General features: G+C 53.3%; 14 protein-coding genes. 7 read left to right on the top strand and 7 right to left on the bottom strand.

Annotation, left to right across the window (positions count from 1 at the left end; translation table 11 throughout):
- Nucleotides 1-87: 87 nt before the first annotated feature.
- The 4 genes from ACFPMF_RS18995 to lon all read left to right on the top strand — a co-directional run bounded on the left by ACFPMF_RS18995 (nt 88) and on the right by lon (nt 6,113).
- The gene (locus tag ACFPMF_RS18995) at nt 88-1,260 is read left to right on the top strand and encodes a 1-deoxy-D-xylulose-5-phosphate reductoisomerase (protein ID WP_379848298.1); all 1,173 of its coding nucleotides are present in this window, start codon (nt 88-90) and stop codon (nt 1,258-1,260) included.
- Nucleotides 1,261-1,470: 210 nt separating this feature from the next.
- The gene (rseP, locus tag ACFPMF_RS18990; protein ID WP_379848296.1) at nt 1,471-2,808 is read left to right on the top strand and encodes an RIP metalloprotease RseP; all 1,338 of its coding nucleotides are present in this window, start codon (nt 1,471-1,473) and stop codon (nt 2,806-2,808) included.
- The gene (locus ACFPMF_RS18985; protein WP_379848294.1) at nt 2,783-3,394 is read left to right on the top strand and encodes a DUF6702 family protein; all 612 of its coding nucleotides are present in this window, start codon (nt 2,783-2,785) and stop codon (nt 3,392-3,394) included. Before rseP ends, ACFPMF_RS18985 begins: the two co-directional genes overlap by 26 nt.
- Nucleotides 3,395-3,593: 199 nt before the next feature.
- Entirely contained in the window at nt 3,594-6,113 is a 2,520-nt protein-coding gene (lon, locus tag ACFPMF_RS18980) for an endopeptidase La (RefSeq protein ID WP_379848293.1), read from the top strand.
- 118 nt (nt 6,114-6,231) lie between these two features.
- Here lon and ACFPMF_RS18975 read toward each other — a convergent pair whose 3' ends face one another.
- From ACFPMF_RS18975 to ACFPMF_RS18960, 4 genes are all read right to left on the bottom strand, one after another.
- Nucleotides 6,232-7,758 (bottom strand): SusD/RagB family nutrient-binding outer membrane lipoprotein, encoded by a 1,527-nt coding sequence (locus ACFPMF_RS18975; RefSeq protein WP_379848291.1) that lies wholly within the window; start codon nt 7,756-7,758, stop codon nt 6,232-6,234.
- 21 nt (nt 7,759-7,779) lie between these two features.
- Nucleotides 7,780-11,013: a SusC/RagA family TonB-linked outer membrane protein gene (locus ACFPMF_RS18970; RefSeq protein WP_379848289.1), complete on the bottom strand. Its 3,234-nt coding sequence runs from the start codon at nt 11,011-11,013 to the stop codon at nt 7,780-7,782.
- Nucleotides 11,014-11,728: 715 nt separating this feature from the next.
- The gene (locus tag ACFPMF_RS18965) at nt 11,729-13,180 is read right to left on the bottom strand and encodes a SusD/RagB family nutrient-binding outer membrane lipoprotein (RefSeq protein WP_379848287.1); all 1,452 of its coding nucleotides are present in this window, start codon (nt 13,178-13,180) and stop codon (nt 11,729-11,731) included.
- Nucleotides 13,181-13,204: 24 nt separating this feature from the next.
- Entirely contained in the window at nt 13,205-16,411 is a 3,207-nt protein-coding gene (locus ACFPMF_RS18960) for a SusC/RagA family TonB-linked outer membrane protein (RefSeq protein ID WP_379848285.1), read from the bottom strand.
- A 270-nt stretch (nt 16,412-16,681) separates the two neighbouring features.
- Here ACFPMF_RS18960 and ACFPMF_RS18955 point away from each other — a divergent pair, with 270 nt between their 5' ends.
- Together ACFPMF_RS18955 and ACFPMF_RS18950 are read left to right on the top strand one after the other, a co-directional pair.
- Nucleotides 16,682-18,043 carry a methyltransferase RsmF C-terminal domain-like protein gene (locus ACFPMF_RS18955; protein WP_379848283.1) on the top strand — a complete coding sequence of 454 codons (1,362 nt, stop codon included), beginning with the start codon at nt 16,682-16,684 and terminating at the stop codon, nt 18,041-18,043.
- A 90-nt stretch (nt 18,044-18,133) separates the two neighbouring features.
- Nucleotides 18,134-18,958, top strand: coding sequence for an enoyl-ACP reductase FabI (locus ACFPMF_RS18950; RefSeq protein WP_379848281.1), 825 nt, complete (start codon nt 18,134-18,136; stop codon nt 18,956-18,958).
- A 93-nt stretch (nt 18,959-19,051) separates the two neighbouring features.
- On the opposite strand, the gene ACFPMF_RS18945 is transcribed toward ACFPMF_RS18950, so the two are convergent.
- From ACFPMF_RS18945 to ACFPMF_RS18935, 3 genes are all read right to left on the bottom strand, one after another.
- Entirely contained in the window at nt 19,052-22,132 is a 3,081-nt protein-coding gene (locus ACFPMF_RS18945) for an AAA family ATPase (RefSeq protein ID WP_379848279.1), read from the bottom strand.
- A complete protein-coding gene (locus tag ACFPMF_RS18940; RefSeq protein ID WP_379848277.1) occupies nt 22,104-23,366 on the bottom strand; it encodes an exonuclease SbcCD subunit D C-terminal domain-containing protein in 1,263 nt (420 codons plus the stop codon). Before ACFPMF_RS18940 ends, ACFPMF_RS18945 begins: the two co-directional genes overlap by 29 nt.
- Before the next feature lie 78 nt (nt 23,367-23,444).
- Nucleotides 23,445-24,230, bottom strand: coding sequence for a UDP-2,3-diacylglucosamine diphosphatase (locus tag ACFPMF_RS18935; RefSeq protein ID WP_379848275.1), 786 nt, complete (start codon nt 24,228-24,230; stop codon nt 23,445-23,447).
- Nucleotides 24,231-24,343: 113 nt separating this feature from the next.
- On the opposite strand from ACFPMF_RS18935, the gene ACFPMF_RS18930 reads away from it, so the two are divergent.
- Complete coding sequence (locus ACFPMF_RS18930) at nt 24,344-24,979, top strand: acetyltransferase (RefSeq protein WP_379848273.1); 636 nt, start codon at nt 24,344-24,346, stop codon at nt 24,977-24,979.
- The last annotated feature ends 47 nt before the right edge of the window (nt 24,980-25,026 follow it).

Genomic DNA, 25,026 nt, shown 5'->3' with positions numbered 1-25,026 from the left:
ATCGACCACCTAACCAGAATAACCGCTGACAACCAGGCACTGGCAGGCCCGAATTGCCCTATCTTTGCTCTTTACAAAGTGAATTAAATGACTAACCCCAAAAAACGCCATATCGCCATTCTCGGCTCGACGGGCTCCATCGGAACGCAGGCTATCGACGTGGTCCGGGCGCATCCCGATGCGTTTGAAGTCGAGGTGCTGGTGGCGAACACCAACGCCGAACTGCTCATCGAACAAGCCGCGCTGGTGCGGCCGAACGTGGTGGTCATTTGCGATGAAAACCGCTACGATACGGTTTTTTCGGCCCTCGATCCCCTCGGTATCAAAGTTTACGCCGGGGCGAAAGCCGTGGCCTCGGTCGTGCAGATGGACCGCATCGACATCGTGCTGACGGCCATGGTCGGTTATGCCGGTTTGCTGCCGACCATCAAGGCCATCGAAGCGGGCAAACACATCGCCCTGGCCAACAAGGAAACGCTCGTCGTGGCCGGTGAACTGATCACGAAACTGGCGCAGGAAAAAGGCGTCAGCATTTTGCCGGTCGATTCGGAACACTCGGCCATCTTCCAGTGCCTGGCGGGCGAATTTCACAATCCGATCGAAAAAATCATTCTGACAGCCTCGGGCGGTCCGTTCCGGGGCAAGTCGCGGGATTTTCTGAAAACCGTCACGAAAGACCAAGCCCTGAAACACCCAAACTGGTCGATGGGCGCCAAAATCACCATTGACTCGGCGACGCTGATGAACAAGGGTCTGGAGGTGATCGAGGCCAAATGGCTGTTCGGACTGGAACCGGCACAAATCGAGGTGATCGTCCACCCGCAAAGCATCATTCATTCGATGGTGCAGTTTCGGGACGGCAGCATCAAGGCGCAGATGGGTTTGCCCGACATGCGGCTGCCGATTCAGTACGCGCTGGCCTATCCAAACCGGTTATCCGCCGATTTTCCGCGTTTCGACTTCGCAAAGTATCCGTCGCTCACATTCGAACAGGCTGATCTTGAAACATTTCGTAACTTGCAACTCGCTTTCGATGCGCTGGAGCGGGGCGGCAACGCTCCGTGTATCATCAATGCGGCCAACGAAGTAGCGGTCGACGCCTTTTTGCACGACGAAATCGGGTTTCTGGAAATCTCCGACATCATCGCGGAAGGCATGCAGAAAGTGGCGTTTGTGGCCCGGCCAACGTACGAGGACTACGTCCGGACCGATGAAGAAACCCGGCGCATTGCCACCGCCCGAATTAAAAGTTTCGTTTAATTGTTTCCCGGTAAACCCGCAATAAATTCGTGGGACCCCGGAAGTTTTTGCAGGAGTCGTCGTTATGGACATACGGACGTTAGAATCGGGTTCGGCGGTTTAAAACGGTTTTCGGGACGGCACCCCGGTTTTTGTTGAAGAAACAACAACGCAACAAATTATAATCAGTTAAAAAAAGCGCCGGTGCATCGGTGCAACCAGTTTAGACGAATGGAAATAGCAATCATGGCAGGGCAGCTCATTTTGGGCCTGTCAATTTTAGTGGGTTTGCACGAGTTGGGTCACTTGCTGGCGGCCAAGGCCTTCGGGATGCGGGTCGAACAGTATTTCATCGGGTTTCCGCCCAAAATTTGGAGCATCAAGCGGGGCGAAACCGAATACGGTTTGGGAGCCATTCCGCTCGGCGGTTTTGTCAAAATCTCCGGAATGATCGACGAATCGCTCGATACCAAATCCATACAGCAGGAGCCCCAACCCTGGGAGTTTCGCTCGAAACCGGCCTGGCAGCGTCTGATTGTCATGCTGGGCGGAATCATTATTAACGTCATTACCGGTATTGTCATTTTTGTGGCCCTGACCTATAAAAACGGCGAAACCTACCTTTCCGCCAAAGATGCCAAATACGGCATTGTGGCCTACGATCTGGCGAAGCAGATTGGCCTGAAAACCGGCGATAAAATTGTCAAAATCAACGGCAAACCGTTCGACGATTTCAGTGACATCCGTAGTTCGGACGTTTTCCTGGGCTCCGATAGTTTTTATACGGTCGAACGGACGGGTGCCGATGGAAAAACCGAGGAACTTACCATCGACATTCCGAACGATTTCATTGATAAACTCTCCGACAAAAAGAACGCCGGTCAGTTTCTCGAACCCATACAACCCTTCCGGGTGGGAGAGGTCGTACCGGGCATGCCCGCCGAGAAAGCGGGGCTGAAAAAAGGCGATCGGATTACCGCCGTCAACGGCCGGCCGACGCAGTTTTACCACGAGTTTCAGGAAGTAGTCAAAGCCAACGTCAACAAGCCCATCACGCTGACGGTACAACGGCCCAGCGTCCCGCAGCCGGTCGCACTGAAAACCACGGTGACGGACAAGGGCCAGATCGGTTTTGGTGCCGAAACGCTGCTGAAGAAAACCCATATCGACTATACGTTCGGGCAGGCCCTGACGAAAGGAACGGAACAGGCGTTCAGCGTCGTGTATGACAACATCAAGGGATTTCGTAAAATCTTCCAGGGTGACGTTTCAGCCTCGAAAGCCCTGAGTGGCCCGATTGGCATTGCGCAGAACTTATTCGGTGGCGTCTGGATGTGGGAACGGTTCTGGTTTGTGACGGGGCTGCTGTCCATGGCACTTGCCTTTTTTAACATTCTGCCGATTCCGGCACTGGATGGTGGTCACTCGACCCTGTTGCTGTACGAAATTGTATCGGGCCGCAAACCGTCGGACCGGTTTCTGGAAGGAGCACAACGTGTTGGAATGGTGATCCTGCTCGGATTGATGGCGTTTGCAATCTTCAATGATGTCTTCAAAGCGGTTTTTTAAGAAATTGTTAGGGTTATATCGCGGAGATAAGCGGAGTTTAAAGGAGTTAAGCGGAGGGGTTCTCGGTTTAACTCGGCCTTTCTCGGCTCACCTCCGCGGTATAACGTTTTTTCTCCTCCTTGTCCTCAGCCTTACCGCCAGCCGTCCGGCGCATCCGGTTCATACCAGTGTAACCCAGATGCAGTACAATGTGGCAGAAAAAACGTTTGAAGTGAGTTTGCGGATTTTCACGGATGATCTGGAAGAAGCCCTGACGAAGGAAAACAATAACCAGCGGGTTCATCTGAGCGACAAAGACACCAACGGCCCGCTGATAGAACGGTACCTCCGCAAGCATTTCGGTTTGACGACCCCCGGCCGGCAGCGAAAGCCGTTTAAGTATCTCGGCAAGGAAGCGGAAGTCGACGCTACCTGGATTTACGTGGAAATCCCTTACAGTGAACCCGTTCAGGGAAGTTCCCTGCAGCAATCGGTGCTGCTGGACCTCTTCGATGATCAGATCAATTTAGTCAATGTGTCATACCTTTCCGAAAAGAAAACCGTTTTATTCCGAAAAAACACTACGCAGCAGGTGCTGTCCTGGTAGACTACCCACGCATTGATTCCCCGCACGTTTTGAGTTTCATTTCCTTTTTTGTTACTTGTAATCGATACGGACCATGCAGCCTTTTTTTCCGTTGTCAACCGTTTGGCACACCCCTTGCTCGTTTATAAATCTTTGTTTTTCAGTACCCATTTAAGCCTGTATATTTCGATAAGACTGTCAGTTTGACAGGCACTTCACTATGAGTGTAACCAATAAATACGATACCCAACTATGGCTGGCGGAGTCGGATCTGGACAATCTGGAAATTGTTCCGCTGGGATCAGCGGATGATGCCGACGACGACTACATTGTGCCGAACGATCTGTCGATCCTGCCCGTGCGAAATACCGTACTGTTTCCCGGTATGGTCATTCCCGTAACGGTGGGGCGGCAGAAGTCCATCAAATTAGTAAAGAAAGCCTACAAAGGAAACCGCATCATCGGGGTGGTGGCCCAGTCAAATCAGCAGAAAGACGAGCCGACCGCCGATGATCTCTACCGCCTGGGAACGGTTGCGTACATTATCAAGATGATTACGCTGCCCGACGGCAATATCACCATCATCATTCAGGGCAAAAAACGGTTTGAAATTGTCAACTTCCTCCAGGAAGAACCGTACCTGACCGCCAACGTCCGCCAGATTGACGATCACTTCCCGAATCCGAACCGGAAAGAATCCAAGGCCCTGATTCAGTCGCTGAAAGAATCGGCGTATAAAATTCTGCGTCTGAATCCGGAAATTCCGCAGGAAGCCCGGATTGCCCTGGACAATATAGAAAATCCGATGTTCCTGATGCACTTCCTGTCATCGAATATCGAAGGCGAAGTGTCGGATAAACAGAAATTACTGGAAACCACCGAAGGCGCTCAGCAGGGAACCTTGCTGCTCGAATTCATGCTCCGCCAGATCCAGTTGCTGGAACTGAAACGCGAAATCCAGACCAAAGCCAGCTCGGACATCGATCAGCAACAGCGTGACTATTTTCTGCGTCAGCAGATCAAGGTGTTGCAGGACGAACTTGGCATGGACAGCCCCGACCGGGATCTGGAAGAAATCCGGCTGCGGGCCGCCCGCAAAAAATGGCCGCCCAATGTGCAGGCGCATTTCGAGAAGGAACTCAATAAACTCCAGCGGATCAACCCGATGGCACCGGAATATCCGGTGACGATGAACTACATCGAGTTGATGGTCGATCTGCCCTGGAACGAATTTTCCAAGGATAATTTCGACCTCAAGCGGGCGCAGAAAGTGCTCGACAGTGACCACTTCGGCCTGGAGAAAGTGAAAGAACGGATGATCGAATACCTGGCCGTTCTGAAACTGAAAAACGACCGCGCTTTCGAAGGCATGAAGGCCCCGATTCTGTGCCTCTACGGCCCTCCGGGCGTGGGGAAAACCTCGCTTGGTCGCTCGGTGGCCAAAGCCCTGGGCCGGAAATACATCCGGATGGCGTTGGGCGGGGTACACGACGAGGCCGAAATTCGCGGCCACCGCAAAACCTACATCGGCGCCATGCCCGGCAAAATCATTCAGAATATCAAAAAATCGGACTCGTCAAACCCGGTTTTTATTTTGGACGAAATCGATAAAGTCAGTTCCGATTTTCGCGGAGATCCGTCGTCGGCACTGCTCGAAGTACTCGACCCGGAACAGAACTCGACTTTCATCGACAACTACCTTGAGGTTGAATACGATTTGTCGAAAGTCCTGTTCATTGCTACCGCCAACTCGCTCGACACCATTCACCCCGCCCTGCGCGACCGGATGGAAATCATCGAATTGTCGGGGTATACGGTCGAAGAAAAAATTCAGATCGCCAAAAAGTACCTGATTCCGAAACAACGGAAAGAACACGGTTTGAAACCCAAGGATCTGATGGTGGACGACAAAGCCATCCAGCGGATTGTGGAAGGCTATACCCGCGAATCGGGCGTTCGGACCCTGGAACAGAAAATCGGGGCGCTGGTGCGGAAAATCGCCAAATCCATTGCGCTGGAAGAAGACTATCCGAAAACCATCAAACCGGCCGATGTGCTGAAACTGCTGGGGGCTGAGATCTTCGACCGGGATCTGTATTCCGACGATGATATCGCAGGCATCGTAACGGGTCTGGCCTGGACGCAGGTTGGGGGCGAGATTCTGTTTATCGAATCGAGCCTGAGCCGCGGAAAAGGCGGGTTGACGCTTTCCGGCCAATTGGGCGATGTCATGAAGGAATCCGCCGTCACGGCCTTGTCGTACCTGAAAGCCCATTCCGACCAGTTGGGCATCGATTACAACATCTTTAATTACTACGATCTGCACGTGCACGTACCGGCCGGTGCGGTCCCGAAAGACGGGCCGTCGGCGGGGATTACGATGCTGACGTCGATGGCGTCGATTTTCACCCAGCGCAAAGTACGGCCTTACCTGGCGATGACGGGCGAGATCACGCTGCGTGGCAAAGTACTGCCAGTCGGTGGTATTAAAGAGAAAATTCTGGCGGCCAACCGGGCGGGTGTCAAGGAAATTCTGCTCTGCTCGAAAAACCGGAAAGACGTAGAAGAAATCAACCGCGAATACATCAAGGACCTGACCATCCACTATGTCGATACCGTCGATCAGGTACTGGAAACTGCATTGCTTCCGCAGCAGGTTTCCAAACCGATGAAATTTGTGTTCCCGAAAGACAAAGAAAAGGACCCGCAGCCCAGCGCCGAGCAAGTGACGGTTCTGTAAACCGGGCCGATTCTACCCCATACAAAAGCCGCCGGTTTTCGAAAACCGGCGGCTTTTTTGTTGGTCTTTTCAGGCAGGAACGGTCACCACCAGCGGTGACCGTTCCTGGTGACAAAACTTAGTCAACGTCCCAGAACAAACGCGTCGTGAAGACGTCAACCGTACCTTGTGCGGTGACGTTGGCGCTGTTCGAACCGGCTTCCGTGTTGGGGTAAAACAGCCGCACCGGGCGTTTGTTATCCGGCACCTGAATGCTCTGGGGCGTCACCGGCAGATTGGTCCGGCGGTATTCCGTCCAGGCCTCAAAACCGCTGAAGTTGGTCAACGCAATCCATTTCTGGGTGGCAATGGCCGTCAGCTTATTGGTCGAAGCATCCCAGTCGTAGTTGTCGATTTTACTGCCAATATAAGCCGCAGCCCCGGCGGTATTGGCCCCGAACGTGCGGAATGACTGCGCAATACCGGCTTCAAAATACGCTTTGGCCGTATTCGGCAAGCTAACATCGCTGTACCGTTGTTTGGCTTCAGCGAGCAGAAACTGGATTTCGGCCGCCGTCATGATGATATATGGGCGGTTGTATTCGCCTTTCACGATCAGGCTGGGGCCCAGCGAGGTGGTATTGGCCGGGAGGTAGCCCGAGCTAACCCCAAACGGCGTTCCCGTATAATTCGCCGAAACTTCTTTCAGCGTACTGGTGCCCGGCGTTGTGCTGCTTTCTCCGCTGTTGGCGTAGGCAATCCGCTTCATCCGGAGCGTGTCGCCCGCGGTTTTCAGGCTATTGATCAGGAATTGGGTCAGACGTGGGTAGTTGTTCAACGCCCGTTTGGCACCGTTCGCATCGTAGCCCCAGCGGTCATAGACCGGGTTCAATTTACCGGCCGTAGCCAGGTAGAAGAAGGCCCCCCCGGCGCCCACATCTTCCCCCGTGATGAAACCGGATCCTTCGGTTACAATCTTGTTGATTTCCGTTTTGATGTACGCATCCCGGCCCGCGACTTTCGACTGACGAATCAGAATCCGCATCTTCAACGAGTTGGCGAACTGCGCCCATTTGGTAATATTGCCCCGGAAAACAATGTCAGAACCGGTAAAAGCACTGGCGAACGGATTGGCTTTGATCTCTCCGATGGCTTCGTCCAGCATCATAATCAGCGATTCGTAGATGGTTTTCTGGTCATCGAATTTGGGGGCTAAAACCGTACCGCCTTTCAGCGCTTCGGTGTAGGGAATATTTCCATACATATCCACCAGTTGCTGAAACATTAGGGCTTTCATCACCTTCGCCGGCCCTTTCAGGTACTTCTGGTTGTTGGCATCGGCGTTGTCGATCACATACTGATAATCCTGCAGGTTATCGTAGTAGCTGTCCCAGTAGTTGAAATCCCCGTTGGTAAACTGGTAGGCAAAGGTGGTGGTTGAAATAATGTAACCATTCCCCTGCGTCCAGTGGCCCGACCAGTATTCTCCGGTTTCGTTGATACCGAGCATGTTGGTTGTCGTGGTGTTCAGGGCATTGGTAAACACAAAGCTCGGTGAGGCCGTTGGCAGCGTGTTCGGGTTGGTATTGATGTCCAGAAAAGATTCTTTACAGGCACTCCCTACCAGGGCCACAAAGGCGAATATGAATAATGATTTGAATTTCATGTCAAAACAGTTTCGGTCCTATTAGAAAGTAATGTTAAGGTTAACCCCATACTGCCGAACGGGCGGAGTCTGGCCAGTCGAGTTGATCCCGATCCCAATGGCGGAATTCATCGTCGGCGTTGCCGTACTACCCGGCGACTGGTTGCCCTGGTAGCTGAATTCCGGGTCGGTGTAGTAGTTGAGCTTATCAACGATCGTGAACAGGTTCCGTCCGTAGACCGCGATGCTGGCGCCCGAAATGAATTTCGTTTTTGTCAGCAGGCCCTGCGGCAACCGGTACGACAGGTTTACATCCCGCAGTTTGATGAACCAGGCCGGGGCCACGAAGTTTTCGGAGATCAGCCGGTAGTTGTCTACCCACAGGGCGTATTCCGGTTCGCGCACCTGAACCGAGGTGTTCGGAACGACGGTTTTGCCGTCGGTGTCCAGATAAGCCGAGTTCGGGAAGATCTGCGGAGCCCGGTTTTCGGTCCATTTACCCGTTCCGGTGAAGGTCATCTGGCGGCCCAGGTCACTGAACATATAGTTGCCACCCCGGTATTCAAAGTTGAACGTAAAGGCCAAATCGCCGTATTCGACTTTAGAGCCCAGACCGGCAATGTGCCGTGGCAATACGCCCCCACGCGGAGACAGCGTCGTCTCACGCAGCGGATAGCCCGTCGTGGCGTTTACCAGCACCCGGCCCGATCCATCCGGTGCGTACTGATAGCCATCGGTTTTCAGAATCGGGAAACGTGAACCCTTGATTACGTTCGTGTTGGCATAGGCGTAACCGCCGTACTGGAACTCCGTAATGCCCGGATACAGGTCAATTACTTTGTTGTCGTTGTAGGAGTAGCGAACGCTGGCATCCCAGGAGAACTTGCCACCGCGGGCAATCAGGTATTTCAACTCGGCCTCATAGCCCCAGTTCTTGGTTTCTCCCACGTTGATCAGCAGGTTGTTAAAACCGGTCGAGTTCGGGATTTTAACCGTAATAACCTGGCCTTTCGAGGTTTGGGTATACGCCGATACATCGAGGTTGATGCGGTTGTTCAGCAACTGGAACTCGCCCCCGATTTCGTACGAATACACCGTCTCGGGTTTCAGGTTGGCATCCGGCAGGACGTTCCCCACCGTCAGACCGACCGTGTTGCCGTAGGGAAAGTTGGCACCGTTACCGTACACCAGATCCAGACCGTACAGCGGAATATTGTCGTTGGCGTTTTTGTTGGCATTCAACCGGATTTTCGCGTAGTTCAGGAACGAGCTCCGAATGGTCGGGAAGGCATCGGTCGGAATGAAGGACAAAGCCGCCCCGTAGTACGGATACGACCAGGTGTTGGCCGGGCGATCCGGTTTATAAAACCGGGAAGTGGCATCGAAGCGGAAGGTGCCGTTCAGAATCAACCAGTTTTTATAGTTGGTTGTCAAGTCGGCATAGTAGCCAAACCGGCGCTCCTGCGTGCTGATTTCGCCCCCCTGTAATTCACCCTGGCGGTTGGCCACGTTATACACATCGGGCACGACGATGGAGGTAGAACCCACGGCCATGCTCTTGGTGGTGCGCTGGTACACGCTGTTTCCCAGAATCAACTTATTCGAGAGCGGACCAAAGTCTTTCGTCAACTGAAGCTGAAATTCGTTGTTGATTACGTTTTCCGTACCGGAATAATCCAGGACCGAACCAAGAATATCCGTAATGGCCCGGTAGATGCCCGTTCCGTCGCCCTCCCGGAAGAAGGGAGCTGGAATAAACGATTTGGTTTTCGCCCAGTCTGAATACAGAAACTTACCGGTGGTATTTTTGCCCGTCCGCGAGTTGTTCATTACCCCCAGGCGGTTGGTCAGCGTCATCCAGGGGAGCGGCCGGAAATTCAGGTTCAGGTTCCCGTTCAGGTTGGCATCCTTGTATTTCATCCGGTTGTTGTCGGCATTGAAATACGGGTTGTTGTAGTAGTCGTTATAGTACCCGTTCGGATTCGCAAACTTGTTGGTCTGCCAGTCGCGCAAATCCGCCAGCGGCATGTTGGCGGGCTGGTTCAGGACGTCGTTGTAAAAATCCGAGGACGTCCGGTCGTAAGCGGCCTGGGTATAGGCGGCATTGAAGCTGGCCGTCACCTTGCCGTATTCTTTCGTGGCCGACAGCCGGGCACCGGTTCGCTCGCTTTTATCGCGGGGGACAATGCCGTTAATCTTCTGGTTTTCCAGCGACATGTAGAATGAACTGTTTTCGTCCCCCCCCTGGAAACTGATCTGGTTATTCATCGAAACCCCCGTGTTGAAAGCTTTCCGACGGGCATTTTCAATCGCGGCATACGGCAGCATCAACTGACCGCCATCTTCCGTCGTCCGGCCCTGCATCCGGGTTGAACCGTCGAACTGATCGCCATACTGCTGGTTTTCGTAGGAGCGCCAGTTGTCTTTCATCCGTTCCAGGTAGTCGGTTTTGTAGCCAGCCGCTCCGAACGAGGTTGAATAGTGGGAGCCCGAACCGAATTTATCCTGAAGCTGGGGCAGGAAACTGATCTGCTCGAAGTTCGTACTGTTCGAGTAGGCAATCTTCAGTTTGCCCTGCGCGCCTTTTTTGGTAGTAATAATAATGGCCCCGTTGATACCGGCCGATCCGTACAGGGTAGCGGCCTGACCACCTTTCAGAATGGAGACGCTTTCGATATCGTTCGGGTTAATCATCGCCAGCACCGTAGACGTCGTTTGCATCCCGTCCAAGACCACGAGGGCTTCGTTGTTACCCGTCAACGAGCGGAACCCGCGCAGGACGACCTTCACCGCCGGATCGACGCTGTTGTTAACGTTGTAGACCGCCAGACCCGTAACTTTTCCCGAAAGCGCCTGGGCGAGTTGGGGGGACCGGCCTACCGTAACGTCGTCGGTGTTTACCTTCGAGTAGGCATAACCGATTTCCCGCTGGTTTTTCCGAATACCCTGGGCGGTTACCACGATTTCCTGCAACTGCGACGCGTCGGCTTTCATGGAAATATCCACTTTGGCCTGGCTGCCGACGGTGACACTCTGGTTAGCAAAACCGATAAAGCTAAATTGCAAAACCGTTCCTTTCGGGACCGTGATCTGATAAACCCCGTCGGAGCTACTAGTGGTCCCTTTGGAGGTCCCTTTCACCACCACATTGACCCCCGGAAGCGGAGAGCCATCTTCGGCGGCTGTTATCCGGCCCGATACGGTAAGGTCCTGCGCCAGCAACGGCAGACAGAACACCAATGACAGTAGCCAGCTACTGAATAGAAATTTTTTCATGATAGAATAATCATTAATTAGTTTGATTAATACACGAATTGATTCATCGCTCATCCCTGAGCGTGCGTTCATTATTAATTTCTTATCACCCTGTATTCAACCCGGAGAGAAGGCTACAGTGTGATTTACTAGTGGATAGGATAGGATGGATAGGATAATACAGCATCCCGACGAAACGCTTAGGCGAATCATCGGCGTAATTTTCCTTGTGTGGAAATGGTACTACATACGACAGCCAGGGACCCGGAAATTCCAGGAACTATTCGGGTTGGCCGGAGCAAGACGGCGGGCCAAAGCCAGTAAAGAAAGGCGGAGCACCCGGTCCTTCAGGCGACGTCATCTGTGCCGGAAGATTATTGATCCGAAAATGCTCTTACTTGGGGAGGAGACGCTGATGCTGTACCGATGGGGCACAATACAGTAAGGAGTAAATGTTTCTTCATTGTTTAGCGTAGGTTAAAAAAGTTTGTGAATATACTGAAATACTATATTCATAAAAAAGCAAAACACTACTATTTTATTTGTTAATATGTAAAATTCACAGTACATAATACCCAAAAAAACCTAAAAACAAGAATTTATTGCACAATAACAGTACACTTGGTTGATCAGGGCGGTTTGGGGCGGAAAAAACCGCCCCGGTAAAAAACAAAAAAGCTTCTTCCCGAACGGATCGGAAAGAAGCTTCTCAGTATTAGCTGGTTATAGACCGTGCTTACGGTTTATCCCACCAGACGCGGGTATACGGAGTATCCGGGCCCTGGCTGGCAATGACAGCATTGTAGTTCGTCGTGTTCAGGGTTCCTTCGGTCGAAACCGGATACGCTAGACGACGCGGAATGGCGGTACCACCGTTTAGCGGAGCGGCTGCCGGTTTCAGCACCGGGAAACCGGTCCGGCGCCAGGAGTTCCAGGCGGAAGTTCCCTGGAAGAACAGCGCAATCCAGCGTTGGGTAGCAATCAACTCAATCGCTTTTGCATCGCTATACGCAACATCCGGTTGAGCAATGTAGGCCGTATAAGCCGCATCCGTGTAAGCCGCACCCATCCACTGTTGCAACGAAGCTTTGATCGCCGACTCGTACAGGGCTTTCGCATCGCCGGTGGTCCAGCCCAGTTTAGCGGCTTCGGCCTGTGCGAATAATACTTCTGCGTAGGTTACAATATTAACCGGTGCGTTCTGGGCAGACAGCGTTGAAGCCGCCAGTGAGAAGTTTTGCGACGGGCCAGTCGCCGGGAAAACCGCATAGGGAACACCGGCATACTCACCCCGCTGGTTGGTGGCCGCGATATAAGGCAAGCGCGGATCACTAACTTTCTTCAGGTAGTTCACAAACACATCACTGACCGCGAAATCCTTCCGGTTGCTGGTGATATAATTGTTATACAACGGGTTTTCGTTGTTAGCATCGGCCAGGAAAGAATACCGGACATTGTCGGCATTCGACGCCAAGACGCCATCGGCCAGAGCCGCAGCAAACTCGGTTTTCCCTTTCGCCGGATCTACCTTCGACAATTGCAGAGCTGCCAACAGACGTTGCGTAGCGGCAAATTTTTTCCAGCGGGCCGCATTCCCACTCAGCAGAATGTCCCCTTTTACCGTCGTACCGGCATCGAACTGGGCCGCAGCTTCTTTATATTCTTTAAACAGATCGTTGTAAATATCCTGCTGTTTATCGAAAGCCGGAGAGAAGTTCTGACTCCCTTTCAGGGCCTGCGAATACGGAATATCCCCCCAACGGTCGGTCATCCACTGGAAGATATACGCTTTCAGAATCCGGGCAATCGCAATCTGGTTGTTGTTCGACCCGGAAACCGCTACCGCATTTTTGGTAGCGTCATTGCTGTTCTGATCGATGATCGCCTGAAGGTTCACCAGCGGACCGGTATACAAGCCGTTATAACTGAAGTTAATCGTCTTATAGCGCGAATCCTCAATGTAGGTGACATCACCGAATTGCTGGACGTACAAAGCCGGAACAATATTAAAACCGCCCGGACCTACCTGGCTGTTCATCGCGCCTACGGTCCGGATAGCGCCCGTAAACATACTGGCGGTGTTGGACTGTGACGGGCTATTCGGACTGACGTTCATCTCCTCGAAATCGCTGCAAGCCACCGACGTCAGCATCAGCCCGGCAAAAAGAATGGACTTATATAGTTTCATGAGTGTCTGTTTTTGAAATGTTTTTTAGAGACCAAGACGCAAATTCACCCCAAACGAACGCACCGGTGGCAACTGACCACCTTCATACCAAAGCGTCTCGGATTCTGAAATGTCGATACCTCCACCGATGGCGCTGTAGATCAGCAGCGGGTTCCGTGCGATGAGCGAAATGTTGGCCGACTTGATAAATTTGCCCAGTACGCTTTTCGGCAAATTATACCCCAGCGATACTTCCCGCAGCTTGATATACGACTTGTTATAAATCCAGTATTCATTCAGGGCAAACAACCAGTTTTCATACAGGTTTTGGGCATCGACCCGCGTTGCGTTCGGTTTGCCATCTTCCGTCACCCCGTCGAGCAGAATACCACCACCCGTTGCCGGATCATCCCGCTTCGGTTTACCCAGTTCATTCAGACCAGCGGTTTCTGCACCCAGGCCGGAATAGTTGTTGAACATTTTGGTCGTCGAGAAGAATTTACCACCGGCAATGAAGTCGGCATTCACCCGTAACGACAGGCCTTTATACGTAAAGGTGTTCAACCAGCCCCCTTTGAATTTCGGCAGTACCGAACCCAGCGGTACGTTTTCTTCTTTGATGTACAAACCGGCATTGGGCCCACTTGCGTACACGAGCCGGTTGCCATTGGCATCTTTCTTGATACCCTGACCAACCAGCAAGCCCCAGTCTTCTCCTTCGCGGGCATTCAGGGTCAGCGTCCGCCACTGTGCTCCGTCAATCTGGTAGTTTTTCAGACCGTCCTGCAGTTTAACCACTTTCGAGCTGTTGCGGTCGAGGTTGATGTCGAATTCCCAGGTAAAACCGGACGCCGAACGAACCGGCACGACGTTGATGTGCAGTTCCAGCCCTTTGGTTTGAATCAGACCGGCGTTGATAACGGCATTACTATAGCCACTGGTGGGCGTAACCGGAATCGGAATGATCTGGTTTTTGTTGTCATTCTGATACGCCGTGAATTCCAGCCCTAAGCGGTTGTTCAGGAATTTCAGGTCAATCCCACCTTCGTACGATGACGACAAACCGGGTTGCAGATTGGCATTGGGCAGTGTTCCCGGCAAATACAAGGTCGCATCGCTTCCGTAAGGCGTACCGGAACTGTAGGTCAGCCCCGTCTGATACGGGCCGACGTCGGTACCCACCTGCGCATAACCGGCCCGGATTTTACCATAAGACAGAATGTTGTTCTGCGGAATCAGCTCGGAGAAGACCAAACCGGCCGACACAGAGGGATACAGGTACGAGTTGTTGGCTTTCGGCAGTGTAGAGGCCCAGTCATTCCGGATCGACGCTTCCACGAAGACAAAATCCTTGTAACCTACGCTCACGTTTCCGAAAAGGCTGTTCACCTGCCGTTCGTACAGATAGTTGTTAGACAGCGGACGGTTGATCGAAGCCGCAATGTTGTAGAAGTTCGGGGCCGAAAGACCACCTACCGTTGCCTGGAACGTAGCCTCAGTGCGGTTATAACGGATGTTCCCCCCGGCGTTGGCCACCAGTGACAGGTCACCCAGCTCCTGGTTATAGCTTACCAAGGCTTCGTAGTTATTTTCGCGGGCGTTGGCGCCCAGTACTGCGTAAGCACCCAGACCACCGGCGTTCAGGGTTCCCTGCGCTACGCGTGATTCCTGGTTAAAATAGTTCTGATCCCGACGAATGGTCGCTGAGGCTTTCAGGAAAGGCGTGAATTCGTACGTCAGACCAATATCCCCGAACAGCCTGTCACTCCGGTTGGTGTTGGTGTTTTCGTACACCTGCGTATACGGGCTATCCCAGTATTTCGGACGGGCGTCGGTTGGGCTTCCGATGTTCCAGCTCCGGTACGTTCCGTCCGGGTTTTTGTAATTGCGCAGGTCATCCATGCTCAGCTGACGCTGGAACCACTGGTTAAACATCCCGGCCGTTTGGTTATATCCATTCAGCGTAGCGTTCGAAATACCGATCGGGCTGTTGGTTGGCGTTGTTCCGCCCGATGATCCGTAGCGGTCGGCCGGCAGGTTGTTCGTTTTAAAGGCCGTATAATTAACGTTCAGGTTCGCCGACAATTTGTTCCCAAACTTGATCGTGTTTTTAGAACTAACGAAATCCCGAGTCTGGGATGAGTTCGGCACAATACCGTTATTAATAATATGCGTATACGAAATCCGGCTCTGGAATGCATCGGTTCCGCGAGAGAAAGCAATGTTCGTGTTGTTGCTGATAGGCTTTTCGAAGAAATCACGCACGTTATTCGGGTTGGCCGAATACGGCGTTAACTGACCGAAGCCTGGTCCCTGCTGCCACGAAGCGGCCGAGCGGTGCGGTTGGTTATCCAATCGGGGTCCCCAGCTTTCATCAGCCGAATAATCCAGAATGCGCTGACCGTCAAACGACGCCCAGGAGGTCGGGTGCAGTTTAGGATCATATTTAAAGGTCATCCATTCCTGCGAGTAGCCCCCGCCGTACTCATTCTGGTAATCAGGCAACATACCCACCATATCCAGCGTGGTGCTGTGGTTGATGTCCAGCTTGGTTTCACCCGATTTGGCGCGCTTGGTCGTAATGACGATAACCCCGGCGGAAGCCCGGTTACCGTACAGAGCGGTCGCCGAAGGCCCTTTCAGAACCGACAGGTTTTCGACATCGTCCATGTTGACCTGGCTCACATCCGTCGGGGTTCCATCTACGACGTAGAGCGGATCGCCACCGGTCAGCGAGTTGACCCCCCGAATCCGGATGCTCGGGCTACCGAATTTCGCAGCCGACTGACCCAGGATCTGCACCCCGGCAATTTTACCGGCCAGTGCGTTGGCCACGTTCTGATCGCGAGCGATGTTCAGTTTTTCCTGCTTGAGTTCCTGAACAGAATAGTTCAGGGCTTTCTTTTCCCGCGAAATACCGAGTGCCGTTACCACAATTTCCTGCAGCGTTGACGCATCCGGTTGCAGCACGAGGTCGATGACCGAACGATTGCCAATAGAAACGTCGGTGGTTTTAAAACCGATGAAGGAGAATGTTAGAGTTCCGGCATTATCGGGGACACTCAGGGTGTATTCGCCGTTCGTGTTGGTAGTAGCTCCGCGGGAGGTTCCTTTTACCACAATGTTAACGCCGGGAAGTGGAGAGCTATCCTCGGCCGAAGTCACTTTGCCCGTTATAGTACGCGACTGAGCAAAGGAGAAACTTACTGCGCCGAATAGGCACAATAAGCCAATCAGTAAACGTTTTAACATGTTTTTAGCTTAGGTTAATGAACTATGTAATCCATTTAAAAACGAAGTTACTACAAAATTTTCTTTTGTCAATAATCAATAAAACAGTAGTCTACTCCACAACATTTGCCAAAAGACCATACAATAGGCATAAAAGCATAGGCAAAAATAGTTAAGATACTGATTAACAGAATATTAACCTCAAATCAGGAGGGTTTACAAAATGATAAAATTCTGCGTATAAAAATCGAATTAAAAGGGTTAGCAACTTAGCTAAATTATATTTGTAGGATGATCGAGCTTTCTTTCCCCGCGAAATTCCGTTGGCAGATGGAGCACCAACTGGGTGCCAGTTATCCGGCCTTTATTGACGCGTTGCAACAACCGCTGCCCGTCAGCATTCGGGTTAATCCGCAGAAAAATGGGTTGCCAACCACGGCCCTTGAACCGGTTTTGTGGTGTGATACCGGTTTTTATTTGCCCGAACGCCCGGTTTTCACCCTTGATCCACGGTTTCAGGCCGGTGCCTATTACGTACAGGAAGCCTCGTCGATGCTGCTGGCTGAAGCCTTGCGGCAAACGGCCCGGCTGGAACGCCCGCTGCGGGTGCTGGATTTGTGTGCGGCACCGGGCGGCAAAAGCACCCTGATCGCGTCGCTGCTGACTTCGGAGAGCTTGCTGGTCTGTAATGAAGTGATTCGCAGCCGTGTGCCGGTTTTGAAAGAAAATCTGGAGAAATGGGGCTTGCCGAACGTCGTCGTCAGCAACCACGACCCGGAGGATTTCCGGGCGCTGCACGGTTTTTTCGATCTGGTGCTGGTCGATGCGCCCTGCTCCGGCGAGGGCCTGTTCCGGAAAGATCCGGAAGCTGTACTCGAATGGTCGGAGGAAAACGTCCGGATTTGTGCCGCCCGGCAGCAACGCATTCTGACGGCGGCCGCTCCGCTCCTGTGCGATGATGGCCTGCTGCTCTACAGCACCTGTACGTATAATGACGACGAAAACCGGCAGAACGCCCAATGGCTCGGCGAACATGGTTTTGAATACCTGCCACTCAATCTGCCGGAAGCCTGGGGCGTGGTCGATAAAACCGTAGGCTACCAGTGTTACCCGCACCGCGTCAAAGGCGAAGGTTTTTTTCTGAGCGTTTTCAAAAAGAAACAACGGTCGAGCCCGGAGATGGCGGTGCCGCGCGCCTTCCGGTCGCTGAAACCGGTGCGGAACTGGCAGATCAAGACGCTGCAACCGTTCCTGCAACAGCCCGACGACTTTTCGTTTTACGTCAAACCCAACGGCGACGTTTTTGCCATCCCGGAAGCCCTTTCGGCCGACCTGCGCGTGGTGGATGCGGCTCTGCAGAATAAAGGTTTTGGGCTGGAGATGGGCACGTTCAAGGGCGACGATTTCATTCCGTCGCACGCCCTGGCGTTAAGCACGGCGGTTTCCCGTCAGCTTCCCGGGATTGAATTGACGAAAGAAGATGCCATGCGGTTTTTCAAAAAAGAAAATCTGGTGCTGAACGAATCGGTAAAAGGCTGGTTGCTGGCCCGTTACGATGGCCTGAACCTGGGCTGGCTGAAAGGGGTTGGCAACCGGGTGAACAACTACCTGCCGAAAGAATGGCGCATCCGCATGGATATCAAAGAGTATTGACACCGGATAAACGGATTGGCATTCCAGCAAAAAAGTAGTTACTTTGCCCCCTTCTGAATCGACACGATCATCGAAAAAGCAACTCAATTCATGGCTTACGGATTATTGAAAGGCAAGCGAGGAATCATCACCGGAGCATTGGATGAAAAATCCATTGCCTGGAAAGTAGCACTGAAAGCAAAGGAAGAAGGCGCGACATTCACGCTTTCCAACGCCCCGATTGCAATGCGGATGGGGGCTATCAAGCAACTGGCGGAGCAGTGCGAAGCCGAAATCATTCCGGCGGATGCCACCTCGCTGGAAGATATTGAACATCTCTACACCAAATCAATGGACGTTTTGGGTGGCAAAATCGACTTCGTGCTGCACTCGATTGGCATGAGCCCGAACATTCGTAAAAACCGCCCCTACGGCGACCTGAATTACGAATGGTACCAGAAGAGTCTGGACGTGTCGGCGCTGTCGTTTCATAAAATGATGCAAACCGCCGAGAAACTGGACGCCATCAACGAATGGGGTTCGTTTGTCGCCCTGAGCTATATCGCAGCCCAGCGGACGTTCCCGTTCTATACCGACATGGCCGACGCCAAAGCGGTGCTGGAGTCGATCGCGCGGGGGTACGGATACCGGTACGGAAAACTCAAAAATGTGCGGGTCAATACCGTGTCGCAATCGCCGACGATTACCACGGCGGGTTCCGGCGTGGGCGGTTTTGATGTCTTCCACGAATACGCTCACCTGATGTCTCCGCTGGGAAATGCCAACGCCGAAGATTGCGCCAACTACGTGGTCACGCTCTTCAGCGACCTGACCCGCATGGTGACGATGCAGAACCTCTACCACGACGGCGGTTTTTCCAGCGTCGGTATTTCCGAAGAAATTGCCACGAAGCTGACCGAACTGCATCAGTCCTGACTTGGCTCTCACCGATTAAAGGATTAGCTGCCGCCGTGTTTCCTTTTATAACCGGGCTAATCCTTTAATCGGTGGAATCCCGGTTCTGAACCCTCAGAGTTCCAGAACCTTAATCTTACTTTTCCCGTCCATTCCCTTTTCCACCTGAATCTGCACGCTGATCCGCTCCTTGATCTCGTGCCGGTGGGAAATAATGCCGATCATTTTCTGGCTGTCGTGTTGCAGTTTTTCCAGCATCGCAATGGCCGTATCGAGGGCGTCGGGGTCGAGTGTTCCGAACCCTTCGTCGATGAACAGGCTGTCGATCTGCACGTTCCGGGATGCCAGATCGGATAACCCCAGCGCCAGCGCCAGACTGAGCGTAAACGTTTCGCCCCCCGACAAACTGGAAACCGTGCGTTCCGTGCTGCCCTGGTATAGATCCACCACGTATAGTTCATCCTGGCCATCGCGCGGTTTCAGCAACAGATACCGGTCTGACAACTCTTTCAAGCGCCGGTTCGCCAGGCCGATCAGCTGAACCAGCGTCAGGCCCTGCGCAAACTTGCTGTAATCGTCCCCTTTGGCGCTGCCGATCAGCCGATCCAGTTCGCGCCAGGGCCGGGCTTCGGCTTCGAGTTTTTCCAGTTCTTTCGTCAGTTGCTGGAAATTCCGGCGTTTCTCCTTATCTTCTTCCAGTTGCCGTTTGTAGTACCCGATATTTTCCCGCTCGCGGGCTTCTTCTTTCTGGGCTTCCCGCAGCTTTGTCGTCACCTCCTCCAGCGACCACTCGGTTTGGCAAGCAGCGACGGCCTGCTGGCGTTTCTGCGTTTCGTCGGCCTGTCGGCGGAGGATTTCGTTGGCTTCTTTTTCCAGGGCGGTTTTTAACTCCTGTAAGTACCGAACTTTCGAAGTTTCGAGCAAACCGGCGCGGGCGTCGGCCAGAGTTGCAAAACCGCGTTCGATCAAAACCGGCTGTAATTCGGCGGTCAGTGTTTGGTAGTTTCTATCCGAATCTGCATAGCTGGAGGTCGCTTTTTCGAGCAAACTCTGTTGCGTACTCATCCTGGCCTGAACCGTATTAAACTGATGGGCGAGCTGTTCGCAAGCCGCCCGGACATCGTCGCCCGGAAACAACTGTTCTTTTTGCGCTTTCAGAACATCGGCCTGTACCTTACTTTCCTGCACGGTTTTCAGATCGTCCGACAGCCGGCGCAGAACCGTCTCGTGCTCCCAGAGCATCCGGATCTCGTTGAGTTCTTCCCGCTGCTTCTGAATGAGTTGCTGGGCATCGGTAATCTCCTCCGGCGACAGTTCGGGGTCCAGCGCGAGCGTCGAGAGCCGGTTGGAAATCATCGTTTTCTTTTCCGAATACGCTCTCCGAAGCTGGTTCCGCTGCTCCGAATACGTTTCCAGTTCCGACTGAATTTTCAACAGCCTGCCGTGCAGGGCTTCGTACGCTTTTTTCTTTTTCTCCCAATCGTCCGTTACGAGTCGTAACTCCACTTCCAGCGTGCCGACCTGATTGATGTAATGCTGGGCGTAGGGATGGTCGAGAGAACCGCATAACGGGCAGGGCTCACCGTCTTTTAGCGCCTTCCGGAGTTCTTCCAGATCCGCTTCTTCGGCCAGCCGCCGTTTTTTGTGTTGCAGCTGGTCCATTCTCTGCTGAAGCTCCGCGATCCCGGCGACCAGGTCATTCAGCGGTTTTTGCTGCTGGTTCAAAAAAGCCGTATGGTCGTTAATTTTGCCGTTCAGGGCCGTGCCATCGAGCAGGCGTTCCTGCTGCTGAACCAGCAAGGTGCGCAGTTCGGCCAGGCTGCTATCCTGGTCCAGCAGCCGGTTTAGTTCGTACTGAATGGACGCTGGGGTTAGCGCCGGGTAATCCTGTTCGATCTGCACCAGTTGCAGGTTCACTTCGTGCAGCCGTTGGTTCACCCGCTCCGTCATGCCATCGACATCCCGTACATCGAGGGCCTTGAACCACGTCAGTTTGGTGGTTTCCAGCTCTTTTTTGATGGAGGTGTACGCCGGTTTGGCCTTATCCCGCTCCGCATTGTATTGGCTGATCAACGCCAGCACGGTTTCCCGAAAGTCGTTCAAATCTTTCCCGAACGTTTTTTCGGTCAATGCCGGATGCTGCGTCAACATCTGGGCTTTCCCGATCAAAACCGCCTGTTGCCGGGCCAGCTGGGCCAGCATCTCGCGGGCGGTTTGCTGTTCGGCTTTGGCGGTTTTTTGGCTGTTTTCAACATGGGCGATGTCGGCGAAGGTTCCGGCCAGATCGGCCACCAGTTCGTGCTGCTGTAGCCGCAGCGCATCCGGCACAAACGCCCGTTGTCGGGCTTCCAACGACGCCTGCCGTTTGGCCAGTTCCGTCAATTGCCGGTCGGCTTCGTCCCGCTGGCGCCGGTAGTTTTCTTCGTTCGTATAAAACAGAATCTCTTTCGCGAGTTCGTCCAGGCGGCTGCTGATGGCTTTCCGGCGACTTTTAAGTTCGTCGACCTGTTCGTCGCTCAAGAGTTTGATGAGGTCGGAGCCCTTCCGCTTATCCGCAATTTTCAGTTCGTAATCCCGGTTTACCTGGTGCGCCCGCTGCCCGAGCTGCCGGTAAATTTCGGTGCCCGTAATCCGTTCGAGCATCTTGCTCCGTTCGGCCGCCCGGGCTTTCAGGAACTGGTCAAATGCCCCCTGCGCCAGCACAATCGACCGGATAAACTGGTCGTAGGTCAGGCCAATGAGTTCTTCGTTCTTCTTTGGAAATTCGCTTAAGCCTTTGATCGGTAACAACTGGCCTTCGGTTTGCCCCTCGGGGAGAAAAGCAATTTCCATTTCGTAGTTGTTCCAGTTGCCGTTGCGGTTTTTCTTGATCGACCAGCGCGAGCGGTAGGCTTTGCCGCCCACTTCGTACTCAATCTCGGCATAAGCCGCCGTACCCGGTTCCAAAGCCGCCTGCTGGTTTACCAGAAGACCTTCGTCGATGATGCTGGTATTGGAAATGGCTCCCGAAATCCGGGGCACGCGGTTGAACAGCGCCAGCGTAATCACATCCAGCAGGGTCGATTTACCGGCACCGGTCGGGCCGGAAATAACAAATAAACCGGTGCTGCTCAACAAGCCTTCGTTGAACGGGATCGGCGGGTGTTCTCCGTAAAAGGAATTGATGTTACGAAAGCGTATTTGTCGGATTTTCATGCAGTTGTACGGGATGGAGCGCCTGTTCCGTCACCAATCGATACAATTCTTTATAAGCTTCTACCAGCTTCGTCCGCTCCTCCCCTTCCACCTGCGAAGCATCCAGCCGCCGACCGAACACATCGAGGTACGAAAGGTCTTGCAGGTTGGTATCGGCCACGTACAGCGCATCCAGCCCTTTGAGTTTATTGCGGAACGTCAGCCGGGTTTTGGCGATCTGAAAAGGCGCGTTGGTGTAGTCGCGTTGCAGTTTTTCAAATTGCTGCCGCACCACCAGGCTCTCCTGTTCTTCTTCTACCAGAATCTCTACCAGCGTGGTCAGATCGTCGGTTTCCTCCAGCTTTTCCAGCAACTCCTGTACCGTTTCGAGGGGGCCGGCGACCTGCCGCAAGGACCGGAAGCGCGGTACCGGAACGGATTCGACGGTTGTGATCTTCCCGTTTTCGACCGTCAGTTCCAGCACCTGATGCCGGTTGTTGCGCTCACCAAAACTCAGCGGCAGCGGAGAACCGCAATACCGCACGGTTTCGACCGCGCCGATGATCTGCGGAACGTGAATATGCCCCAGCGCCACGTAATCAAAACCGGGCGGAAAATGCTCGGACGAAAAAGCCGCCTGACCGCCCACGGCATGAATCTCGCGTTCGCTTTCGGGCGAAACCGTCGCCCCATTGACGTATAAATGCCCCATCGCCAAAACCGGCACATTCCGGTATTGCGTCTGGCAATGGTCGATGATGCGTTCGTAATGATTGCGAATACCCATCCGCACGGCTTCGATGCGCTCCTCGTACGTCTGCCCGGAAATCGACTGCCGCAAATCGCTGTCGCGCAGGTACGGAACGGCGGCCACCAACAGATCGCCCGCGCCGGTAGACAGCCGGATGATTTCGTCGGTGCAATCGCCGGTTGTGCAGCCGACCACGTGCATGTTCAGGTGCCGGAGCAGTTCGCGGGGCGCATTGAGTTTGCTGGGAGAATCGTGGTTGCCGCCGGTGATGATGATCTTTCGTTCCAGCGGAAGCATCCGGGTCAGAAACTGGTAATACAGCTGCATCGACCCGTCGTTGGGGTTGGTCGTATCAAAGACATCCCCCGAAATCAGCAGGACATCGATTTCGCGGCTTTCCACCGTTTCGGCCAGCCAGTCCAGAAACCGGACGTGGTCGTCGCGCAGATCGTGTTTGTAAAGTCGTTTGCCGAGGTGCCAGTCTGCGGTATGCAGAATTTTCATAATTGCCAGTGCTTCTCAACCGGAAGTTAACGAAAAATACCGGAAGCTGGCAAGTTCTTTTGCGGGGAAAATACGGGCTCAGGCGTGATGCAGTGCGGGCATCGACCCGGCTTTTTCGAGTTCGGTGCTATAATACAGGAGGTTCCAGTGCCCGTCGTGATCTTCGACCAGGGCGCTCAAGGATTCCACCCAGTCGCCGGAATTCATGTAAACGAACGCGCCAACTGGCCGGATCGCCGGGTGGTGAATGTGGCCGCAAATCACGCCGTCGCAGTTGCGGGCGTTAGCCAGTTCGGTCAGTTTTTCTTCAAAATCCGAAATATACCTGACTGCCTGCTTCACCCGGTGTTTGATTTTCTGCGACAGTGAGTAATACGGCAGGCCCCGCCAGGCGCGGTAGGTGTTGTAAAACCTGTTGAACCAGAGCAGAAACCTGTAGCCCATGTCGCCCAGATGGGCCAGCCATTTCATCCGGGTATTGATCGTATCGAAGACGTCGCCGTGGGTGATATAAAACCGCTTGTCGCCCGACGTTAACACATAGTCTTTCCGGATGGAAAAGAATTTACCCAGCCGGAGCGGCATGATCTGATCCAGAAAATCATCGTGGTTGCCGCGCAGGTAAATGACCCGCGTATTGTGCTTGTCCATGGCCTTCAACACCGCTCGCCAGAACGCCGTATGTTTCTTTTTCCATTCGCTCCCCCGGCGCAGTTGCCAGCCGTCGATGATATCACCGTTCAGAATTAATTTCTGACAACTGTAGTACTTTAAGAAGTCGGTTACTTCCTTTGCTTTCGAACCGCTCGTTCCCAAATGCACATCCGAAATGACGATCGTTCGGAAATGAGTGTTGTGTTTCATGTCCGAAAATACCGTTTACCTGTGAAGCGGTTATTGTCGCAATTTTACCGGAATGCAAACTTTTTCGGGCGCTTGGGCGGTTTGTTAACAATACCCTAATGTAATTCTTGACTATGGAGAATCCGGTACTCATTTTCGGAGCAGGCAGTTTAGGCGTCACGGCCCTGGATATTTTTCAGCGGAACGGCGTCGTCGTCTACGGTTTGCTGGATGACGATAAAAAATTACACGGCAAGGAGTTCGGCGATGTGTCGGTGCTGGGCGAAACCGACGACGACGGTTTTCTGAAACTGATCGGTCAGAAGTGTGAAGCGTTCGTGGCCGTGGATGATACGCGGGTCCGGAAAAAGCTCGTCAAGCTGCTCAACGACCGGCGGCACGTGCAGCCCGTCAACGCCATTCACGATACCGCTACGGTTTCGGCTTTAGCCAGCATTGGCCACGGTAACCTGATTGCTGCCCGGGTGGTGGTGAATCCGTTTGCCGAAATCGGGCAGCATTGCATCATCCAGTCGGGCGCGGTGATTGACGCTCAGGCCAAACTCGGCGACTACGTACACATCGGAACGGGAGGTTTCATCAATCCCGGTGTGACCATCGAAGAAGGAGCGTTCATCGGCACGGGCGTCACGGTTGTAGCCGGCGTCACGATTGGGAAGAACGCCCGGATCGGAGCGGGTTCCGTCGTGATCGAAAACGTCGAAGCCGGCACGACGGTTTTTGGGAATCCGGCAAAGAAAGTAGGGTAACGTTATTACACAGGGTTGATCAGGGATTTCTCTGATCAACCCTGTGT

The organism is Larkinella bovis (genome assembly GCF_042655385.1).
Classification (GTDB): Bacteria; Bacteroidota; Bacteroidia; order Cytophagales; family Spirosomataceae; genus Larkinella; species Larkinella bovis.
Note: the sequence above shows the minus strand (reverse complement) of the source record. Positions and strands in the feature narration are given on the sequence as shown.